The following is a 19,220-nucleotide window of genomic DNA, read 5'->3' as shown; positions in this document are numbered from 1 at the left end:
GCACCCAACTGTACAGATTCTGCTGAATTAACGAAATTCTGAACCACGGTCGACGCAACGTCATCGAAACCTGGGGTGGCTAGCCTGGCAGGCGTGCTCGGCAGGACGAGGAGAAGACGATGGACATGACGATCGAGCGGGTGCCGTGGGCAGATCCGGATGCCGAAGGGCTGCGGGCGGCGCAGCGCTTCGAACTCGACGCTCGGTACGGGAGTGACGATCACGAGCCGGGTGTCGTCCCCTCGGCCGACGACGTGCCGGTCTTCCTGATCGCTCGCGATCGCGACGGGCGTGCCCTGGTGTGCGGGGGTCTTCGCCCGCTCGCCGCCGATGTCCTCGGCGCCGACGTCGCGGAGATCAAGCGGATGTACGCCGCACCCTCCGCTCGGGGAACGGGGGCTGCCGCTGCCCTGCTTCGCGCACTCGAGGGCGAGGCGCGGGTTCTCGGCATCCGTCGTCTCGTGCTCGAGACCGGCACGGCGCAACCCGACGCGGTGCGGTTCTATCAGCGGGAGGGATACGTCTCGATTCCGCTGTTCGGGCACTACGTCGACAGCGAGCTGTCCCTCTGCTTCGCCAAGCGGCTCGACGCCGCCTGAGCCGCTCAGGCGGCGGGGCCGACGATCACGGCGGACTCAGGGGGCAGGCCGATCGCGCGCCCTGTCACGCTCACCTCGGAGGTCTCCAGGAGGATGCGCGCGTCGGCATCCACCGGGAACTCGACCTCGGCACCGGTGAGGTTCACGAGCACCGAGAGCGCGCCACGGTCGATGCGGTACGCACGCGACTGAGGGGCGGCCTCGGCCTCGATCACCGTGACGACGGTGTGCGCCATGTCGGGGTCGGTGAGCTCTGGGCGCTCGCGGCGGAGCGCGATCAGATGGCGGTACAGCGCCAGAAGCGACTCATGGTGAGGCTCTCCGACCTCGTCCCAGTCGAGGTGGGAGCGTCGGAAGGTCTCGGGATCCTGAGGGTCCGGCACGCGATCCGGATCCCAGCCCATGCGGGCGAACTCCGCGATGCGTCCCTCCGCAGTCGCCTTCGCGAGCTCGGGCTCCTCGTGCGAGGTGAAGAACTGCCACGGGGTCGAGGCGCCCCATTCCTCTCCCATGAACAGCATCGGTGTGCCGGGGGCGGTGAGCGTCAGCACCGCGGCGACCGCGAGGCGTCCGGGGGAGAGGGATGCCGACAGGCGGTCCCCCTCGGCACGGTTGCCGATCTGGTCGTGGTCCTGTGTGAACGTGACGAGCCGCCATGCGGGCACGTCCTCGGGCAGCGGCGATCCGTGCGGGCGCCCGCGGAACGACGAGAAGGTGCCGTCGTGGAAGAACCCGCCCTGCGACACCTTCGGCAGTGCGTCGGGGGCGGCGAAGTCGGCATAGTATCCCTCCGTCTCGCCGGTGAGCGCGACGTGCACGGCATGGTGCCAGTCGTCCGACCACTGCGCGGTGAGCCCGTAGCCACCGGCTTCGCGCGGCAGGATGAGTGTCGGATCGTTGAGGTCGGACTCCGCGATGAGGCTGAGAGGTCGACCGAGCTCTTCAGCGAGGGCATCCACCCGCTCCGCGAGCTCCTGCAGGAGGTGCGGCGAGCGCTCGTCGTGCAGCGCATGCACGGCGTCGAGACGCAGCGCATCCACATGCAGGTCGCGCAGCCACATCAGTGCGTTCTCGATGATGAACTCCCGCACGGCGGGTTCGTCGAGGTTCACCGACGCTCCCCACGTGGTGTTCTGCCCGTCACGCAGGTACGGGCCGAACTCCGGGAGATAGTTGCCGCTCGGGCCGAGGTGGTTGTAGACCACGTCCTGCACCACGGCGAGGCCGCGGGCGTGCGCGGCGTCGACGAAGCGCTGGTAGGCCGCCGGTCCTCCGTAGCCCTCGTGCACGGCGTACCAGAGCACGCCGTCGTAGCCCCAGTTCCAGGTGCCGCTGAACGCGTTGACAGGAAGGAGCTCGATGTGGGTGACGCCGAGGTCGACCAGGTGGTCGAGGCGTCCGGACAGTGCATCGAGCGTGCCCTCGGGTGTGAATGTGCCGACATGGAGCTCGTAGACGACACCGCCTGCGAGCTGCCGTCCTTCCCAATGCTCGTCGGTCCACCCGAAACGGCTCGCGTCGAACAGGGCCGAGGGGCCGTGCACGCCGCGCGGCTGACGACGGGAACGCGGATCGGGACGCAGGTCTGCTCGCCCGTCCAGGAGGAAGCCGTACCGCTCGCCCTCGGCGAGCTCGACCTCGGAGCTCCACCAGCCGCCACCCCGGGCGTCCGGCGCGAGGTCGTGCTCAGAGACGGTCGCTCCCGCCGGAGTGAGCCGGCGCAGCCGTACGCTTCCGGCCCGCGGGGCCCAGACGGCGATCATCGCTGCTCCACCAGCAGCGCCACGGGATAGGTGGCGAGCAGATCGTCGAGACGCACGGAGCCCGCCTCGAAGCGGCGTCCTGTCAGCACGTCGACCGCGGGCGTCTCCCGACGCAGCAGCGCGGTGTCGCCCCACCCTCCGCGTCGAGCGAGCCCGACCGGCAACCGCGTCGCGACGGCGATCACCCCTCCACGATCCATGGCGACGGCGTGCTCAGCGGCCTCGCCGACGACGGTGCCGGGGCGGTATCCGTCGTACAGCTCCGGGTGATCGCGACGAGCGCGCAGCGCGCGCGAGGTGACGAGCATCTTCGCGAGCCCAGAATCGTCGATCGGAGGAAGGATGCCGCCGGCGACATCGTCGTCGAGCTGCGCGAGCATCTCGGAGCGTGCGACGAAGTCGACGGGTCGGCGGTTGTCCGGGTCCACGAGCGAGTGGTCCCACAGCTCGGTCCCCTGGTAGACGTCAGGCACCCCGGGGGCGGCGAGCTGGAGCAGTTTCGCCGACAGGGAGTTGCTGCGGCCAGGGAGCACGATCTCGTCGACGAATCCCTCGACGATCTCCCGCGCCGCACCGTTCGCCGCCTCGGCGATCGCAGCGACGCCCTTCTCGAACTCGACGTCCGGGTGCTGCCAGCGAGTGGACTCCGCGGCTTCTCGCGCGGCTTTCAGGCCGTAGGCGTGCAGTCGTTCCGTCGAGATCGGCCAGGCGCCGACCGCTGCCTGCCAGAGGAGCGCGTCGAGAGGTCCGTGCCCGGTCGACGCGACCGCTCGGAGGTCGGTGAGGACCTCGCCCCAGCGCTCCGGCACCTCGGCCAGCACGGAGAGTCGGGCGCGTACGTCCTCGGATCGCTTCGTGTCGTGTGTGGAGAGCGCCGTGAGCGAATGCGGCCAAGAGGCAGCACGAGCACGCTGCGCCTCGTGGAAGTCGTAGACCGAGATCGAATCGATCGAGGGATCGCCACCGACCTCGGTGAGGGTGCCGAGCCGGGTGAGGCGGTAGAACGCGGTGTCCTCCACGCCCTTCGCCATCACGGCACCGCTCAGCTGGGGGAAGCGCTGCGCGACCTCGAGGCTCGCGTCTGCCAGCAAGGGCGCGAGCGCGGCGATCGCGTCCTGGAGATCGGGGCGCCGACGGACGGCATCCTCGATCGCGTGTGCGAGGTGCTCCCGACCCGCCGGCAGATACGACCGGTACACGGGGAAGCTCGCGACGATCTCCGACACCGCATCGGCCGCACCGTCGATCTCGGTCGGCAGAGTGCGCACCAGACGGCGCACCTCGGACTGCAGCAGCTCATCGGCGATCATCCGCTTGGTCCCGTGGATGAGGTCGTGCCAGGACTCCGGGGCGGGCAGACCCGATCCCGACCGCAGCTCCCGATCGAGCGCGTCGAGAGAGCGGACGCCCGCGCCGTCGATCAGCACCCTGTCGATCTCGACCAGCGCGTCGTATCCGGTGGTGCCGTCGGTGCGCCACCAGCCGGGAAGCTCTTCACCGGGCTCGAGGATCTTCTCGACCAGCGTGTAGGCGCCGCCGGTGGCCTCGGCGAGCTGCTCCAGATAGGCACCGGGATCGCGCAGTCCGTCCGGATGGTCGACCCGCAGCCCGTCGGCGAGGCCCTCTGTGATCCACCGGAGGATCTCGCGGTGCGACTCCTCGAAGACGTCGGGATCCTCCACGCGGATGCCGGCGAGCTCCGAGACCGCGAAGAAGCGACGGTAGTTCAGATCGGTGTTCTGGTCCTCCCAGAACCGCAGCTCGTAGTGCTGGGCCTCGAGGAGCTCGGCGATGTCGTCTGCATGCGCGGCGGAGCCGGGGGACAGCGGCAGAACGTGATCGAAGTACGACAGCGTGCCGTCGGGAGCGTCCGCGGCAGGGGCATGGTCGATCTTCAACTGACCGTCGCCGATCACCTCTGCGAGAGGCGCGCCCAGGATCGGCAGCCGCACTCGTCCGTCTGCGACCCGATCGTCGACATCGAATGCGGTCGCGTACCGCGACCCCGGCCCGAGTCGCAGCAGATCCCACCACCACAGACTGTCGCGCGGCACGGCGACCCCGACGTGGTTGGGGACGATGTCGGCGAGGATGCCGAGCCCCGCCGCGCGCGCAGCCTCGGCGAAGCGCCGGAGCCCCTCCGGCCCGCCGCGGGAGTCGTCGACGCGCGAAGGATCGACGACATCGTAGCCGTGATCCGACCCCGGCGTGGCAGCGAGCAGGGGAGAGAGGTAGGCCCAAGACGCGCCGAGATCCGCGAGGTAGCGGGTCACCGACGCCGCGTCATCGAGCGTGAAGCCCGGACGGATCTGCAGCCGATACGTCGAGAGCGGTCGCCGGGTCATCGAGGGAGCTCCGGCGTCCGTGCGGGTGCCGGAGCCTCTGCGCGTTCGGTCTGCACTCGCAGCGATGCCTCGACCGAGTCATCCGTCGGGACCTCGCTCTGATCGACTTCGCGGAGCACGAGCAGCGAGTTCGCCTCGAGGGTCACCGGAGCACCCGCGTCGATGGGGTCCCCACCGGCGCGATCGCCGGCCGTGTCGACCGCGACCTCCCAGCCGCGCCCGTGCCGCTCGTCGGGGAGCACGGCGTCGATGGCCTCGGAGCCGCTGTGGAAGTAGACGAGGAAGTTCTGGTCCGTCACCGGCTGACCTCGACGGTCCTTCTCGCGGATCCCCTGGCCGTTCAGGAACATCCCGATCGCGAGGCCGAATCCGGAATCCCAGTCCTCGGGCTCCATCCGTCGGCCATCAGGGCGCAGCCAGACGACGTCGGGGACGCGCTCGCCGTCTTCCGATCTGACCGGGCGCCCGTCGAAGAACCGGCTGCGGCGGAAGGTGGGGTGGGCGCGGCGCAGCCGGGCGACGGCCGCAGTGAACTCGACGAGCGGGCGGTCTGCGGACTCCCAGTCCACCCACGTGATCTCGTTGTCCTGGGCGTAGCCGTTGTTGTTGCCGTCCTGGGTGCGTCCGAGCTCGTCGCCGTGCGCGATCATCGGCACACCCTGCGAGAGCAGCAGCGTCGCGAGGAAGTTGCGCTGCTGGCGCGCGCGGACCCGGTTGATCGTCTCGTCGTCGGTCGGACCCTCGACACCGTGGTTGCTCGAGCGATTGTGGGATTCACCGTCGTTGTTGTCCTCCCCGTTCGCCTCGTTGTGCTTCTCGTTGTACGAGACGAGGTCGCGCAGGGTGAACCCGTCGTGGGCGGTGACGAAGTTGATCGATGCGACCGGTCGTCGGCCGGAGTGCTCGTACAGGTCGGCGGAACCGGTCAGTCGCGAGGCGAACTCGCCGAGCGCCTGAGGCTCACCGCGCCAGAAGTCGCGCACGGTGTCGCGGTACTTGCCGTTCCATTCCGTCCACTGCGGCGGGAAGTTGCCGACCTGATAGCCGCCGGGGCCGACGTCCCACGGCTCGGCGATGAGCTTCACCTGCGAGACGATCGGATCCTGCTGCACGAGCTCGAAGAACGCGGCCAGGCGGTCGACGTCGTAGAACTCGCGGGCGAGCGTGGAGGCGAGGTCGAAGCGGAAGCCGTCGACATGCATCTCCGTGACCCAGTACCGCAGCGAATCCATGATGAGCTGCAGCGCGTGCGGATTGCCGGCGTTGAGGGAATTCCCGGTGCCGGTGTAGTCGGTGTAGTACCGCTTGTCCTCCTCGAGCCGGTAGTACGCCTCGTTGTCGATGCCTCTCATCGAGAGCATCGGGCCCATGTGGTTTCCCTCGGCGGTGTGGTTGTAGACGACGTCGAGGATGACCTCGATGCCGGCCGCATGCAGCGCCCGCACCATGGCCTTGAACTCCTGGACCTGCTGGCCGTGCTGCCCGCTGGAGGAGTAGTCGTTGTGCGGCGCGAAGAAGGCGAGCGTGTTGTAGCCCCAGTAGTTCGAGAGGCCCTTCTCCTCGAGCGTGGAGTCGTACACGAACTGGTGCACCGGCATCAGCTCGATCGCGGTCACGCCCAGATGCACCAGGTGCTCGATCACCGCGGGATGGGCGATGGCCGCGTACGTGCCGCGAAGCTCCTCCGGCACGTCGGGATGCAGCTGGGTGAGGCCCTTCACGTGCGCCTCGTAGATCACGGTCTGTGCGTAGGGGGTCTTCGGGAGGCGGTCGCCGGCCCACTCGAAGAACGGGTTGACCACGACACCCTTCACCATCTGGGCGGCGGAATCCTCGTCATTGCGCGAGTCGGGGTCGCCGAAGTCGTATCCGAACAGCGGCTGTCCCCACTCGATGCGGCCGGCCACTGACTTGGCGTACGGGTCGAGGAGGAGCTTGTTCGGGTTGAAGCGCTGCCCCTGGGTGGGGTCGTAGGCGCCGTGCACCCGGTAGCCGTAGAGCTGGCCGGGCTGCACGGCAGGCAGATAACCGTGCCAGACGAAGGCATCGACCTCTTCGAGCAGGATGCGCTCTTCGTTGCCGTCCTCATCGAAGAGGCACAGCTCGACCTTCTCCGCGGCTTCACTGAACAGGGCGAAGTTGGTGCCTTGACCGTCGAAGGTCGCGCCGAGAGGATAGGGGGAACCGGGCCAGACGTCGTGGCTCACTGAGCGCGCCGGATCGAGACGGCACGGTGCAGGACGGTCTTCACGGCGTCATGGAAGTCGTGCACTTGGGCGACCTCCGTCGCGCGCAGGTACGGATGCCCGACGTAGCAGACGAAGACCGGCGACACGTGCTCGACATAGCCGACGGGGCCGTCGTGCAAGACGACGTAGCGATCGATGTCGACGCGCTCGTACAGCGGCTCGGCAAGGGCAGGCGCTTTCGTGGGAGCCTGGCCGTGGATGGGCTGGGGGTCATGCGCGGTGTGGGTCTTCGCACTCATGAGGGCTCCTGGTTCTGTTGATGACTACACGCTAAGAGGTCGGATGCGCCAGCGGAACACCATTGCCAGCGGGCGACTGAGGCGCTATACCGGCGGCGTCGGGCCGTCGTGAAACCACCGTCCCGGCACCTGCGAGAATGGAAGCCCCGCGCCGATTCCGAACCGAGGAGCTTCCGTGCAGTACATCTCCACCCGAGGCGGCATGCAGCCGCTGCCGTACTGCGAGACGCTGCTGGAGGGACTCGCTCCCGACGGCGGGCTGGCCGTGCCAGAGACGATGCCGACGGTCGATGGCGAGACGCTGGAGCGCTGGCGCGCGCTGACGTATCCACAGCTCGCCACCGAGGTGCTCGGGCTCTTCGCCTCCGATATCCCGCGGGCTGATCTCGCCCGCATGACCGCTGCGGCCTACGACCCGTTCCCCGAGGAGGTCGTGCCGCTGCGCTCGATCGGCGACGATCTCACTCTCGTCGGACTCTCGGAAGGGCCCACGCTGGCCTTCAAGGACATGGCCATGCAGTTCCTCGGCGAGGTCGTCGAGTACGCGCTGGAGCGCAGAGGATCGGTGCTGAACATCCTCGGTGCGACCTCGGGCGACACGGGGTCCGCTGCCGAGCACGCGCTGCGCGGCAAAGACCGCATCTCGGTGTTCATGCTCTCGCCGAAGGGGCGCATGAGCGCCTTCCAGCGGGCTCAGATGTTCTCGCTCGCCGATGACAACATCCACAACATCGTGGTGGACGGCGTCTTCGACGACTGCCAGAACCTCGTCAAGGTGCTGGCGGGCGACCTCGACTTCAAGCGCACTCAGCACCTCGGCGCCGTCAACTCGATCAACCTCGCGCGCATCACCGCGCAGACGGTCTACTACTTCTGGGCATGGCTGCGCGCGACGGATGCCGGGGGCTGGACGGAGGTCTCGTTCACGGTGCCGTCCGGCAACTTCGGCAACATCCTCTCCGGGTTCTTCGCGAAGCAGATGGGACTGCCGATCCGCCGCCTCGTGCTCGCGGCGAACGAGAACAACGTCCTCGACGAGTTCTTCCGCACCGGCGTCTACCGACCGCGGAGCGCGGCTCAGACCCTGGCCACGTCGAGCCCGTCGATGGACATCTCCAAGGCGTCGAACCTCGAGCGCTTCATCTTCGAACTCGTCGGCCGTGACGCCTCCCGTGTGGTGAGCGCGTGGAGCGAGCTCGAGACCCAGGGCTACTTCGATTTCACCGCTGAGCTCGCGCGTTTCGTCGACGAGTTCGGGATCGTCAGCGGCACCTCGACGCACGACGACCGACTCGCCACCATCAAGGCCGTCTACGAGGCCACCGGCGACATCATCGACCCCCACACCGCGGACGGCGTCAAGGTCGCCCGCGAGTACGTCGAGCCCGGCGTGCCGATGCTGGTGCTCGAGACGGCCAAGCCGCAGAAGTTCGCGGACACGATCCGCGAAGCGATCGGCATCGAACTCGAGTACTCGGCGGAGCTGCGCTCCATGTTGGACGCTCCGCAGCACAAGACGGAGATGGCCGACGACGAGCACGACCTCCGCGCCTTCATCGAGGCCCACGCACTGCGCTGAGCCCTTCAGATCACTCCGGGTCGCCGTGCAGCATCCACGGCACTCCGAACCGGTCGACGAGCATCCCGAAGGACCCGCCCCACGGCGCAGTGTCGAGCGGCATGGTGATCGCCGCCCCCTCGGACAGCGCATCCCAGACCTGCTGCGTGCGCTCCTGGGTGTTGCCGCTGAGCGACACCGAGAACCCCTGCGGCGGCTCGAAGGGGATGCCGTCCGGCGTGTCGGACGCCATCAGCACCAGCCCGTCCGGGGTGGTCAACTGCGCGTGCATCACGAGGTCGTGCTGCTCGGGGTTCTGCACCATGTCGGGGAACTCGCCGAAGACGTTGATCTCGAGATCACCGCCGAGCACCCCCTGGTAGAACTCCATCGCCTGTCGCGCTTCGGTGCGGAACGAGAGATACGGATTGAGATTGGCCATGGCTGCCCCCAGCGATGTCGGGCGGGTCCGCCGTCGGCCCCGCTGCGGCTCATTCTGCGCTCGGGGTCGGACATCCGCAAGAGCGGCGCCTGCGCTCAGGCGGGGAGCGCCTTGACGGCAGCCGTCAGCACCTGAGGGACCGTCGGCACGCCCTCGGCGCGGAAGACCTCGGTGCCCTCGGCATCGCGGATGATGACAGTCGGGGTGAAGCGGATGTCGAGCGCCTCCGCGGCGTCCGGTTCGCTGGCGACGTCGATCTCTGTCACGGTCGCGTCCGGGAGATAGCGCACGGCATCCGCGACGACGGTGCGGGTGCGCGAGCAGGCGCCGCAGAACGCGGAGGTGACCAGCGTCAGTTCCATCGATGTCCTCTCGTCATCACAGGGTGCAACCCGGCATCCACTCGCGCTGTTCCCGTGCCACGATCAGAAATCGGTGCGCTTGACGAGGCCGCGGTTCGTGCGGATGTGCTCGTAGTCCCACTGCACGACCCGCGATTCCGAGAGCCAGACCGCGAGTCGCTCGGTGTCGATCTCCGAGATGTCGACGAACCTCGCCTCCGCCGCCTCGAACGACCCGGAGGCGGTGAGCCCCGGCTCGGCGAAAGACTGCCCGCTCCAGAACATCAGGCGTACCGCGTCCTTCAGCCGGTCGTACCCCACGATCGGGTTGCCGTCGAGGAACCAGACGGGGTGAGCATGCCAGACCTTGGCCGTAGCCTCAGGGAGTCCTCGGTCGATCTCATCGGCGAGGAGGTCGCAGATCAGTCGGTCGTCGGGGTCGAGCCTGCGATGGTAGTCGGCGATCTCGGGTGCGCGGGTCATGGTGCGAGTATGGCCCCTGTGGCAGCGACCGTCGAGCGTCAGGCGTTCGACGTGGTGGCGCGGGGATGCAGCAGCCCCGACACGGCACCGAGCGCGGCGCCCACCACGGTGTCGACGATGCGCTCCCACGCCACGTCCATGGATCCGATCTCCCCCGTCGCAGCGCCCGTCAGCAACAGGACCAGGGGCGTGATGAACACCAGTGCGAGCGCGTAGTGCCGGACGACCACGAGTTCGATCACGAACTGCAGCGCACCCAGCAGCAGGGCCAGCCACAGACCGGACGGATGCAGCAGAGCGAGGAGCGCGTAGACGCCGGCACCGGCGACGGTGCCGAGCATCCGATGCAGCCCCCGCTGCACCGCCGCACGGCGGGCGGCGGCGACGCCGATCACCGCGACCGCCGACCCGACGATCCAGTAGGTCCTGGCGGGGTCGATCAGCAGTCCCAGCAGGACGCCGACGACGGCGACGAGTCCCACTCGGACCAGCAGCAGACGCGAATCGGGCGTGAAGGAGGGACCAGGCAGGAGCTCACGCAGCGGCCGAGCGGAGGTCGACCGTGCGCGGGGGAGCAGCAGCGGGGCCATCGCGACGAGGTAGGAGAACGCGCATCCGGCCGCGAGCGCGATGAGATAGGTCAGCGGATCGACCGGAGAGGTCGCGACGACGTGCGCCGAGAGACCGAAGACCAACACGAAGAAGAGCGGACCGGGCGGGCCGAGACGGTATCCGAAGGCCAAGGCCGCGCTGGCCACCGCCACCACGACGACGCCGATGCTCACCAGCCAGAGGTTCGGAGAGAGGGCGATTCCGAGGGCGGCGCTCCCGACGAGTCCGAGTGCGACGAAGGGGAGGATCCTCGCTCGCTCGACCACCGGTGCCGTGCCGGCGAAGAGGACGGTGAAGGCCCCGGATGCCGCGATGTAACCGAACGAGGGTTCGCCCAGCAGGGTCATGGCGGCGATCGGCACCGCGATGCCCAGCGCTGCCTGGGTGGCGAGGTGCCAGCGCGGTCCGCGCTTCGGGGCCAGGGCGAAAAGACTCATCACTCGATTCTCTCGCGTCGGGGGCTCTCGGCTCGCCGCAGGACGCGGGGATACGATGGCCGACGTGACAGATCCTCGCCCCGGAATCGCCGATCGCCTCTCACGGATGATCCGGCTTCCGACCGTCTCGGCAGAGCTGGAGGAGCGCGGATCGGCACCGTTCGAGGAGTTCGTCGCACTGCTCGCCGAGCTCTACCCGCTCGTCCACGAGCACCTCGACCTCGAGCGGCACACCGACTTCGGCCTCCTCTTCCACTGGTCGGGCCGGGAGGCCGGGGACGGCACGGATGCCGCGGCCGAGGGCCCCGTGGTGCTGATGGCGCACTACGACGTGGTCCCGGTGGATGAGAGCGACGACTGGACGTATCCACCGTTCGATGGCGTCATCGCCGACGGCGTGGTCTACGGGCGCGGTGCCCTCGACGACAAGGGGCCGCTGATCGTCGTGCTCGAGGCGGTCGAGAATCTGCTGGCCGACGGGTTCGCGCCGGCGCGCGACGTCTATCTGTCCTTCGGTGGCAACGAGGAGACGTATGGTCGTGCCGCGGAGGAGATCGCACGGGTGCTCAGAGAGCGGGGGATCGTCCCCTGGCTCGTGGTCGACGAAGGTGGGGCTGTGGTCGATGCGCCCCTGCCGTTCGTCCCGGGGCGTGCGGCGATGATCGGCGTCGGCGAGAAGGGCGTCATGACCCTCACGCTCTCGGCACGCGGCACGGGCGGCCATGCCTCGGCACCCCCTTCTCTCACCGCTGTGCGGCGCGTGGCGAGAGCGGTCGATCGGCTCGGGCCTGGCACGTTCCGGCCGCGGCCGTCGAAGGCCGTCGGTCGAATGCTCTCCCAGTTGGGCGATCACACTCCTGGACTCGCGGGCCGCCTGCTGCGTCTTCTCGGCGCGGCTCCGTCGGTCACAGGCCGACTGTTCGCAGCCCTCGGCGGTGAGGCCGCGGCGCTCGTGCGCACGACCGTGGCTCCGACGATGCAGTCGGGCGGGACGGCGGCGAACGTGCTACCGTCGCACGCGTCTGCGACCGTCAACCTGCGCATCGCCCTCGGGGAGACCACCCAGCAGACGGTGCTGCGGGTGCGGCGCCGCATCCGAGATCCGCTCGTGGCGGTGACCGTCGAGGAGGCGAGCGAACCCTCGCCGGAGTCCGCGACCGACAATGACCAGTTCGCGCTGCTCGCTGAGGCACTCGCCGTCTCGCATCCGGGAATTCCCGCCGTCCCCTACGTGATGATGGCGGCGACGGATTCGCGTCATTTCCACCGCTTCGCGCCCGCCGTCTACCGGTTCGCGCCGCTCGACATGTCGAACGCGCAGCGGGCGTCGATCCACGGTGTGGACGAGAGCGTCGAGATCGTCGCGCTCGAGCGGGGCGAGCGCTTCCATCGTGCGCTCCTCGAGCGGCTAGGGTGATCTCACCCTTCCCGGTCGTCTGAGCGCCCGGACCAGCCTTTTCACCGAGGAGCCGCGATGACGCGCAGTCGAACTCTGGGCACCCTGGCGACGGTCGTCGGGTTCCTCGCCTTCGTGGAGTTCACCAGCGGCGTCCTCCAGGGCTACTACACGCCCATGCTGACCGACATCGCCCGGCATCTCGGGATCCACGATGCCGACGTGAACTGGCTCGAGGGCACGCAGCTCATGCTCTCCGCGCTCGTGGTCCCTGCGTTCGCGAAGCTGGGCGACATGGTCGGACACAAGCGGATGCTGTTGATCTCGACCGCTCTGACCGCAGCCGCCGCTCTCGTCCTCCCTTTCACCGATTCGTTCCCGGTGTTCCTGATCGGCTGGACCCTGATGGGGTTCTACGTCGTCTGGCTGCCGCTCGAGATCGCGCTCATCTGGTCTCGCTCGCGTCGGATGGAGGGCCGCTCGTCGATCACGGCGAAGGCGGCGGGTCTCCTGGTCGCCGCGCTCGAGGGCGGTGCGATCATCGGCGCTCTCGTCGGCGGTGCGCTGATCGACGTCCTGCCGCTGACGGTGGTGCTCCTCATCCCCGCGGTGCTGATCGTGGTCTGCTTCTTCGTCATCCTGTTCGGGGTGAAGGAATCGCCGGAGCCGACGGGCGGGGTGTTCGACACGGTCGGCGTGGTCCTGATCTCCCTCGCGCTGATCTGCTTCACCGGTGGCCTGAGCCTGCTCCGCCTCGACGGCGGACTCGTCAATCCGTGGTCGTGGGCCGTCGTGCTGCTCGGCATCCTTCTCGTCGTCCCGTTCGTGCTGTGGGAGCTGCGCTGCGATGATCCCGTCATCGACGTGCGGATGTTCCGGTCCCCGGCGCTCGGTCCCGTCTTCCTCACCGCCGGCCTGTTCGGGGTGAGCGTGCTCGGTGCGCAGGCCCCGCTGTCGACCTTCGCCCGCACGGATCCGGGTGTCTACGGCTATGGACTGGGCACCACGGGATTCGCGACGTCGTTGATCATCGGGCTCTACCTGATCGCGATGATCGCGGGGGCTCTCCTGTTCCCGACGGTCGCCCGGCTGCTCATGCCTCGGGTCACGCTGATGCTCGCGTCCCTTCTCGTCGGTGTCGGATTCCTGCTCTTCCTGCCGTTCCACGACTCGTATGCGCAGGTGGTGACGAACATGGTCATCGTGGGCCTCGGGTCGGGCGCACTCGTCGCCGCGCTGCCTGCGGCGGCGGCCTCGGCGGCTCCGCCCAGCCAGACGGGCGTCGCGACGGGCCTCACGAACTCGGTCAAGACCGTCGGCGGCGCGATCGCGTCGTGCGTCTTCGGCATCGCGCTGCTGAACGGCGCGAGCGGCGCTGTCGAGGGCACCGCCGGTTCCTTCGCCGGCTACATCACCGTCTGGGTGGTGTGCGGCGTGACGGCACTCGTCGCCGCGGCGATCCTGGTGTTCGTCCCGAAGGCGGCCTTCACCGATCGTGCGGATGCCGAAGCCGTCGACGCGACGGTGGTCTGAGGCTGGCGGGGACGGTCAATCGCGGTCGAGTCCGAAGGTGCGCTTCACCACGGCCTGCATGTCCCGATCCAGACCGTCGATGCGCGTGTTCACGGTGTCGAACCGGGCATTCATCTCGCTGCGGAGGCCGCCGATCTGCGCGTTCATCTCGCTGCGGAGGCCGCCGATCTCGGTGCGAACCACGCGCACGAACAGGCTCGAGACGACGGTCAGCATGCCGAACATGAGCGCCGTGAATGCACCGATCATCGTCCAGATCTGAGCGTCGTTCATGAGGTGCACCGTGTCATCCTCGCATCGTTACATGCGCCGGGCGACGGACGAACACGTTGTATATCGTCATCCCGCGTTCGGGGAGAACCGGTGCGATCCGCGTCCCGTGCAGAGAGGGTGAGCCGTGGTCTTCCGCCACGGCCCACCATCCCGATCAGTCGCCCTTCACGTTGACGAGCTGGCGCAGCGTGTGCCTGATGGCCACCAGGCCGGCGGCATCCGCCATGACCTGATCGATCGGCTTGTACGCCTGCGGGATCTCGTCGATGAACGCATCCGTGTCACGGAACTCGATCCCGTCCATGGCCGCCCTGAGCTGCTCGTGCGAGAACGTGCGCCGCGCCGCCGACCGCGAGTACTCGCGGCCTGCGCCGTGCGGTGAGGAGTTCAGCGACTGCGGATCGCCGAGTCCCTCGACCACGTACGACGCCGTCCCCATCGAACCGGGAATGAGGCCGGGGCGACCCGCATCCGCCTGGATGGCGCCCTTCCTCGACACCCACACCCTCTTGCCGTAGTGCTTCTCGGACTCTGTGAAGTTGTGGTGGCAGTTGATGCGCTCCTGCTCGTCGACCGGGGTGCCGACGAACTCCGAGACCTGCCTCGCGACCCGGTCCATCATCTCCTCGCGGTTGAGGAGCGCGAACCGCTGCGCCCAGCGCAGCTCCCGGATGTAGCGGGTGAACTCGGGCGTGCCCTCGACCAGGTACGCCAGGTCGGGGTCGGGGAGATCGATCCACCACTGCTTCGCCAGCCGCTGTGCGACTCCGATGTGGTGACCGGCGATCCGGTTGCCGACGCCGCGCGATCCGGAATGCAGGAACAGCCACACGCGATCGAGCTCGTCGACCGACACCTCGATGAAGTGGTTGCCCGAGCCGAGCGTGCCGAGCTGCAGCCGCCAGTTCTTGGCGTACTTCTCCGGGTCGAACTCGCTCTTCTCGGCGAGCGTCTCGAGCTCGGCGATGCGTGGTTCCGCGGTCGCCACGATCCTGTTGTTGTAGCGACCGGCCGACAGCGGGATCGCGCGCTCGATCTGCTCGCGCAGTTCGGCGAGGTCGCGACCGGTGAGGTCCGACCTCGTGAACTGGGTGCGGACGGCGATCATGCCGCATCCGATGTCGACGCCGACGGCGGCGGGGATGATCGCACCGAGCGTCGGGATGACCGAGCCGACCGTCGCGCCCTTGCCGAGGTGCGCATCCGGCATGAGAGCCAGATGCGGGTGGATGAACGGCATGCGCGCCGTGGTGTGCGCCTGATCGAGCGTCTTCTCATCGATCATCGACGCCCACGAGAGCAGCCGTGTGGAGAGCCTCTCCATGATTCCTTTCCTTGGGTGATGTGTTCAGCCACAGGTCGGGGATCTCGTGAGAGATGAAGAAAGCCCCGGACCTGACGGTGCGGGGCATGAGAACAGCGGATGCTGTCACACGGCGCGCGCCGGAGGGTACGACTCATCGCGGTCGTTGCGCTTCTGCTGAAGCGCTCCGATCGTGGTGAAAGGAAGATTCCGCACAGCGGACATCCGTCGTCTCCTCGGCGTGAGTGCTGCGCCCGTCCGGCACAGCTTTGCAACACTAGGGCGCGACACGCCCGGGAGTCAAGCCGTCTCGCGCGGCGGGTTGTGCATGAACTCGATGCGGATGCCGTCGGCATCCTCGACGAAGGACGCGTAGTAGCGCTCGGAGTAGCGCGGGTACTCCTTCGGCTCGCGGACCGCGGTCCAACCCGCGTCGAGAGCGACCGCATGCAGGCGATCGACCTCATCCCGCGACGGCACCGAGAAGGCGATGTGCTGCCAGCCGACGCGGCCGTGGCGATGCGGTCCGGAGTCCTCGTCCCACATGTACAGGATGATCTCGGTCTCGTCGCCGTTGTGCCACGAGATCGAGTGGTCGTCTTCTCCGCCGCTCTGATAGCCGAGCGCGGTGAGGACCGGATGGAACTGCGCTCGTCCGCGCTCGAGTTCGTCGACGGTGATACCCAGGTGATCCAGAAGAGCCATGGCTCCAGCTTTCCAGCAGGCACCCGATTCGCACTAGTGCGGCGCGTGGTACTCCGTCTCGCCGCGCTTCCAATAGCCCTTGACGATCGCGACATGGGGGTCGACGCCCCAGCGTTCGAGCAGCGCCCGTCCCGGCCTCACGACCGACTGCTCGGCGGCGATGAAGACGAACGGGTCGGGCCCGACTGCGTCCCCTTCTCCGAGCCCCTCGAGGAAGGCGGCGAGCATCGAGCCGGACCGGGCGGCGCCGCGGTGCAGCCACTCGACGGCGACGGCGGTGTCGATGTCGACCTCGCGACCGGGGGTGCGGGTCTCGATGACGATGCGTGCCGCAGCTCCGTCCGGGATCAGCGCGGCGAAGCGGCGGATCGCGGGGATCGCCGTCTCGTCTCCCGCCAGCAGCCACGAACCGGGGGTGCCGGCGAGGGAAGCCGAGCCCCGCGGCCCGCCGACGCCGATCGACGAGCCCAGCGGCGCGGTCGCCGCCCATGGTGCGGCGATGCCCTGATCGCCGTGCACCGCGAACTCGACATCGAGCCAGTCGGATCCCCAGGCGACGGGGGTGTACTCCCGGCTCGGAGCCGCGCGCATCTCTTCCACAGAGCTCACGGGGCCGGTGGGGAAGAACAGTCGCATGTGGTCGTCCGCGCCGGGGGAGTCGAAACCGGCGAGTTCACTCCCGCTGAGCCGTAGCCGTACATAGTCGGGTGCCAGCCATTCCCTGGCGACCAGAGTCGCGGTGCGGAAGCGCAGATCGAGTCCGCGTCGCTCGATTGTGAAGCCGGATTTCGTCTCGCTCATAAAGTAAGGCTAACCTATCTTCGAGGCGTCGAGTTAGGCATGCCTAAGTCCCCTCGTCCCGCGCCGTCGCGCGCTTCCACCCCGCAGAACAGGAGTCTCTCCATGTCCATGCCCAGAGTCATCTCCGTCACGAGCGTCGGTCTCGTCGGCCTTCTCGCCCTCGCCGGATGCGCGTCCGGCAGTGAGGCGGCGCAGCCGTCCGAGTCGGCTGCCGCAGATTCCGTGACCGTCGAGGACAACACCGGCTCCCACGAGATCGAAACCCCTCCCGCCTCGGTGGTCGCCCTCGACAACCGCACCTTCCAGACGCTCTCCGACTGGGGCGTCGACCTCTCGGCCGGCGCCGTGGCGCTCATGCCGGACACTGTGTCGTATCTCGAGGACGATGACATCGTCGACATCGGCCTGCACAGCGAGCCCGATCTCGAGGCCATCGTCGCTGTGGAGCCCGACCTGATCATCAGCGGCCAGCGATTCACCCAGCACAACGAGGCGATCGCCGAGCTCGTGCCCGATGCCACGATCATCGACCTGGAGCCGCGTGAGGGCGAGCCGTTCGATGCGGAGCTGAAGCGTCAGGTGACGGTGCTCGGCGAGATCTTCGGCAAGCAGGATGAGGCTCAGTCTCTGGTGGACGACTTCGATGCGGCGGTCGAGCGGGCCAAGGCGGCGTACGACGACGCCGACACCGTGATGGCGGTGAACACCTCGGGTGGCGAGATCGGCTATCTCGCTCCGACCGTCGGTCGCTCGTTGGGGCCGATCTACGACATCCTCGGTCTGACGCCGGCGCTCGAGGTCGATGACGCCTCGGACGACCACCAGGGAGACGACATCTCGGTGGAGGCGATCGCCGCGTCGAACCCCGACTGGCTCCTGGTGCTGGACCGCGACGCCGTGTTCGCCGCCGAGACCCCCGACTACATCCAGGCGTCCGAGATCCTCGAAGGCTCCGAGGCGCTCGCCGGCGTCACGGCCGTGGCGGACGACCAGATCGTCTACATGCCCACGGACACGTACCTGAACGAGAGCATCCAGACGTACACGACCTTCCTCAACGACCTCGCCGACGCACTCGAGGCCGCTCAGAAGTAGAGCCGACCGGCGGCATCCGTTCCCTGCGGGTGCCGCCGCCGCTCGGCGTTCGATCATGACCCGCACCGCACCCCCCGCCTTGCCGCGCCGCTCCGTCGGACGGCTCTTCGACGTGCGACTGCTCATCGGCGTCCTCGTCGTCGTCGCGCTTCTCGCCGTGTCCCTGTTCACCGGTGTCTATGACATCGCGGGAGCTGCGGACGGGGCGGCGATGTTCCAGATCACCCGCGTCCCGCGCACCATCGCCCTCGTCCTCGCGGGTGCGGCGATGGCGATGGCCGGACTGGTGATGCAGCTCCTCACCCAGAACCGCTTCGTCGAACCCACGACCACCGGCACGACCGAGTGGGCGGGCCTCGGCCTGCTTGCCGTGATGGTGCTCGTCCCGAACCCGTCGATCCCGCTCCGGATGCTCGGGGCTGTCGTCGCCGCCTTCATCGGCACGATGGTCTTCTTCGCATTCCTGCGTCGCGTGTCGCTGCGCTCGTCACTCATCGTCCCGATCGTCGGGATCATGCTCGGGGCCGTCGTCGGTTCGGTGTCGACGTACTTCGCGCTCGTCACGGACTCCCTGCAGGCGATCGGCGTGTGGTTCGCCGGCAGCTTCACCTCCGTGCTCCGTGGACAGTACGAGATGCTGTGGATCGTCGCGATCGTGGCAGTGATCGTGTTCCTCGTCGCCGATCGTCTGACGATCGCGGGGTTGGGGGAGGAGATCGCGACGAACGTCGGCGTGAACTACAACCGGGTGATCCTGCTGGGGACCGTGCTCATCGCGATCACCACTGGCGTGGTCACGGTCGTCGTCGGCAACCTGCCGTTCCTGGGTCTGATCGTCCCGAACATCGTGTCCCTGGTGCGCGGCGACGACCTGCGGAGCAACCTGCCGTGGGTGTGCCTCCTGGGCATCGCCATCGTCACGGTCTGCGACATCATCGGACGGACGATCATCATGCCCTTCGAGGTGCCGGTGTCGCTGATTCTCGGTGTCGTCGGCGCGATCGTGTTCATCGCCCTCCTGCTCAGGCAGCGTCGTCGTGGCTGAC

At 68.2% G+C, this 19,220-nt stretch carries 18 protein-coding genes; 6 read left to right on the top strand and 12 right to left on the bottom strand.

What is annotated here, in order from left to right; translation table 11 throughout:
- The first annotated feature begins 119 nt into the window (after positions 1–119).
- Positions 120–599 carry a GNAT family N-acetyltransferase gene (locus tag BLW44_RS15060; RefSeq protein ID WP_060927537.1) on the top strand — a complete coding sequence of 160 codons (480 nt, stop codon included), beginning with the start codon at positions 120–122 and terminating at the stop codon, positions 597–599.
- Between the two features lie 5 nt (positions 600–604).
- Here BLW44_RS15060 and treZ read toward each other — a convergent pair whose 3' ends face one another.
- Genes treZ through BLW44_RS15040 form a run of 4 tightly spaced genes read right to left on the bottom strand, consistent with a single transcriptional unit; the run spans position 605 to position 7,195 of the window.
- On the bottom strand, positions 605–2,362 hold the full coding sequence (treZ, locus tag BLW44_RS15055) for a malto-oligosyltrehalose trehalohydrolase (RefSeq protein ID WP_060927538.1): 1,758 nt from the start codon (positions 2,360–2,362) through the stop codon (positions 605–607).
- The gene (treY, locus tag BLW44_RS15050; RefSeq protein ID WP_060927539.1) at positions 2,359–4,707 is read right to left on the bottom strand and encodes a malto-oligosyltrehalose synthase; all 2,349 of its coding nucleotides are present in this window, start codon (positions 4,705–4,707) and stop codon (positions 2,359–2,361) included. The genes treZ and treY overlap by 4 nt, the downstream gene beginning before the upstream one ends.
- Positions 4,704–6,914, bottom strand: coding sequence for a glycogen debranching protein GlgX (gene glgX, locus BLW44_RS15045; protein WP_060927540.1), 2,211 nt, complete (start codon positions 6,912–6,914; stop codon positions 4,704–4,706). The genes treY and glgX overlap by 4 nt, the downstream gene beginning before the upstream one ends.
- Positions 6,911–7,195 (bottom strand): hypothetical protein, encoded by a 285-nt coding sequence (locus BLW44_RS15040; protein ID WP_060927541.1) that lies wholly within the window; start codon positions 7,193–7,195, stop codon positions 6,911–6,913. The genes glgX and BLW44_RS15040 overlap by 4 nt, the downstream gene beginning before the upstream one ends.
- A 175-nt stretch (positions 7,196–7,370) precedes the next feature.
- Between BLW44_RS15040 and thrC the strand changes: the two genes are divergently transcribed.
- Positions 7,371–8,774, top strand: coding sequence for a threonine synthase (thrC, locus tag BLW44_RS15035; RefSeq protein ID WP_060927542.1), 1,404 nt, complete (start codon positions 7,371–7,373; stop codon positions 8,772–8,774).
- Between the two features lie 10 nt (positions 8,775–8,784).
- Here the strand turns inward: thrC and BLW44_RS15030 are convergent, their stop codons facing one another.
- The 4 genes from BLW44_RS15030 to BLW44_RS15015 form a co-directional block, all read right to left on the bottom strand.
- A complete protein-coding gene (locus BLW44_RS15030; RefSeq protein WP_060927543.1) occupies positions 8,785–9,195 on the bottom strand; it encodes a VOC family protein in 411 nt (136 codons plus the stop codon).
- Positions 9,196–9,290: 95 nt separating this feature from the next.
- On the bottom strand, positions 9,291–9,557 hold the full coding sequence (locus tag BLW44_RS15025) for a thioredoxin domain-containing protein (protein ID WP_060927544.1): 267 nt from the start codon (positions 9,555–9,557) through the stop codon (positions 9,291–9,293).
- A gap of 63 nt (positions 9,558–9,620) precedes the next feature.
- Positions 9,621–10,019 carry a DUF1801 domain-containing protein gene (locus tag BLW44_RS15020; RefSeq protein ID WP_060927545.1) on the bottom strand — a complete coding sequence of 133 codons (399 nt, stop codon included), beginning with the start codon at positions 10,017–10,019 and terminating at the stop codon, positions 9,621–9,623.
- A 38-nt stretch (positions 10,020–10,057) separates the two neighbouring features.
- Positions 10,058–11,068 carry an FUSC family protein gene (locus BLW44_RS15015; RefSeq protein WP_074731872.1) on the bottom strand — a complete coding sequence of 337 codons (1,011 nt, stop codon included), beginning with the start codon at positions 11,066–11,068 and terminating at the stop codon, positions 10,058–10,060.
- A 55-nt stretch (positions 11,069–11,123) separates the two neighbouring features.
- On the opposite strand from BLW44_RS15015, the gene BLW44_RS15010 reads away from it, so the two are divergent.
- Both BLW44_RS15010 and BLW44_RS15005 read left to right on the top strand, forming a co-directional pair.
- Positions 11,124–12,485, top strand: a complete 1,362-nt coding sequence (locus BLW44_RS15010; protein WP_060927547.1) for a M20/M25/M40 family metallo-hydrolase — start codon at positions 11,124–11,126, stop codon at positions 12,483–12,485.
- Positions 12,486–12,542: 57 nt separating this feature from the next.
- Complete coding sequence (locus BLW44_RS15005; RefSeq protein ID WP_060927548.1) at positions 12,543–13,997, top strand: MFS transporter; 1,455 nt, start codon at positions 12,543–12,545, stop codon at positions 13,995–13,997.
- 15 nt (positions 13,998–14,012) lie between these two features.
- Here the strand turns inward: BLW44_RS15005 and BLW44_RS15000 are convergent, their stop codons facing one another.
- The 4 genes from BLW44_RS15000 to BLW44_RS14985 form a co-directional block, all read right to left on the bottom strand.
- A complete protein-coding gene (locus BLW44_RS15000; RefSeq protein WP_060927563.1) occupies positions 14,013–14,270 on the bottom strand; it encodes a hypothetical protein in 258 nt (85 codons plus the stop codon).
- A gap of 154 nt (positions 14,271–14,424) precedes the next feature.
- Entirely contained in the window at positions 14,425–15,594 is a 1,170-nt protein-coding gene (locus BLW44_RS14995; protein WP_060927549.1) for an RtcB family protein, read from the bottom strand.
- 279 nt (positions 15,595–15,873) lie between these two features.
- Positions 15,874–16,278, bottom strand: a complete 405-nt coding sequence (locus BLW44_RS14990; RefSeq protein ID WP_060927550.1) for a VOC family protein — start codon at positions 16,276–16,278, stop codon at positions 15,874–15,876.
- Between the two features lie 33 nt (positions 16,279–16,311).
- Positions 16,312–17,079 (bottom strand): siderophore-interacting protein, encoded by a 768-nt coding sequence (locus BLW44_RS14985; RefSeq protein ID WP_060927551.1) that lies wholly within the window; start codon positions 17,077–17,079, stop codon positions 16,312–16,314.
- 102 nt (positions 17,080–17,181) lie between these two features.
- On the opposite strand from BLW44_RS14985, the gene BLW44_RS14980 reads away from it, so the two are divergent.
- Together BLW44_RS14980 and BLW44_RS14975 are read left to right on the top strand one after the other, a co-directional pair.
- Positions 17,182–18,174 carry a siderophore ABC transporter substrate-binding protein gene (locus BLW44_RS14980; RefSeq protein ID WP_060927552.1) on the top strand — a complete coding sequence of 331 codons (993 nt, stop codon included), beginning with the start codon at positions 17,182–17,184 and terminating at the stop codon, positions 18,172–18,174.
- A 55-nt stretch (positions 18,175–18,229) separates the two neighbouring features.
- Positions 18,230–19,219, top strand: a complete 990-nt coding sequence (locus BLW44_RS14975; protein WP_060927553.1) for an ABC transporter permease — start codon at positions 18,230–18,232, stop codon at positions 19,217–19,219.
- Position 19,220 lies beyond the last annotated feature (1 nt).

It is taken from the genome of Microbacterium hydrocarbonoxydans (assembly GCF_900105205.1).
Classification (GTDB): Bacteria; Actinomycetota; Actinomycetes; order Actinomycetales; family Microbacteriaceae; genus Microbacterium; species Microbacterium hydrocarbonoxydans.
Note: the sequence above shows the minus strand (reverse complement) of the source record. Positions and strands in the feature narration are given on the sequence as shown.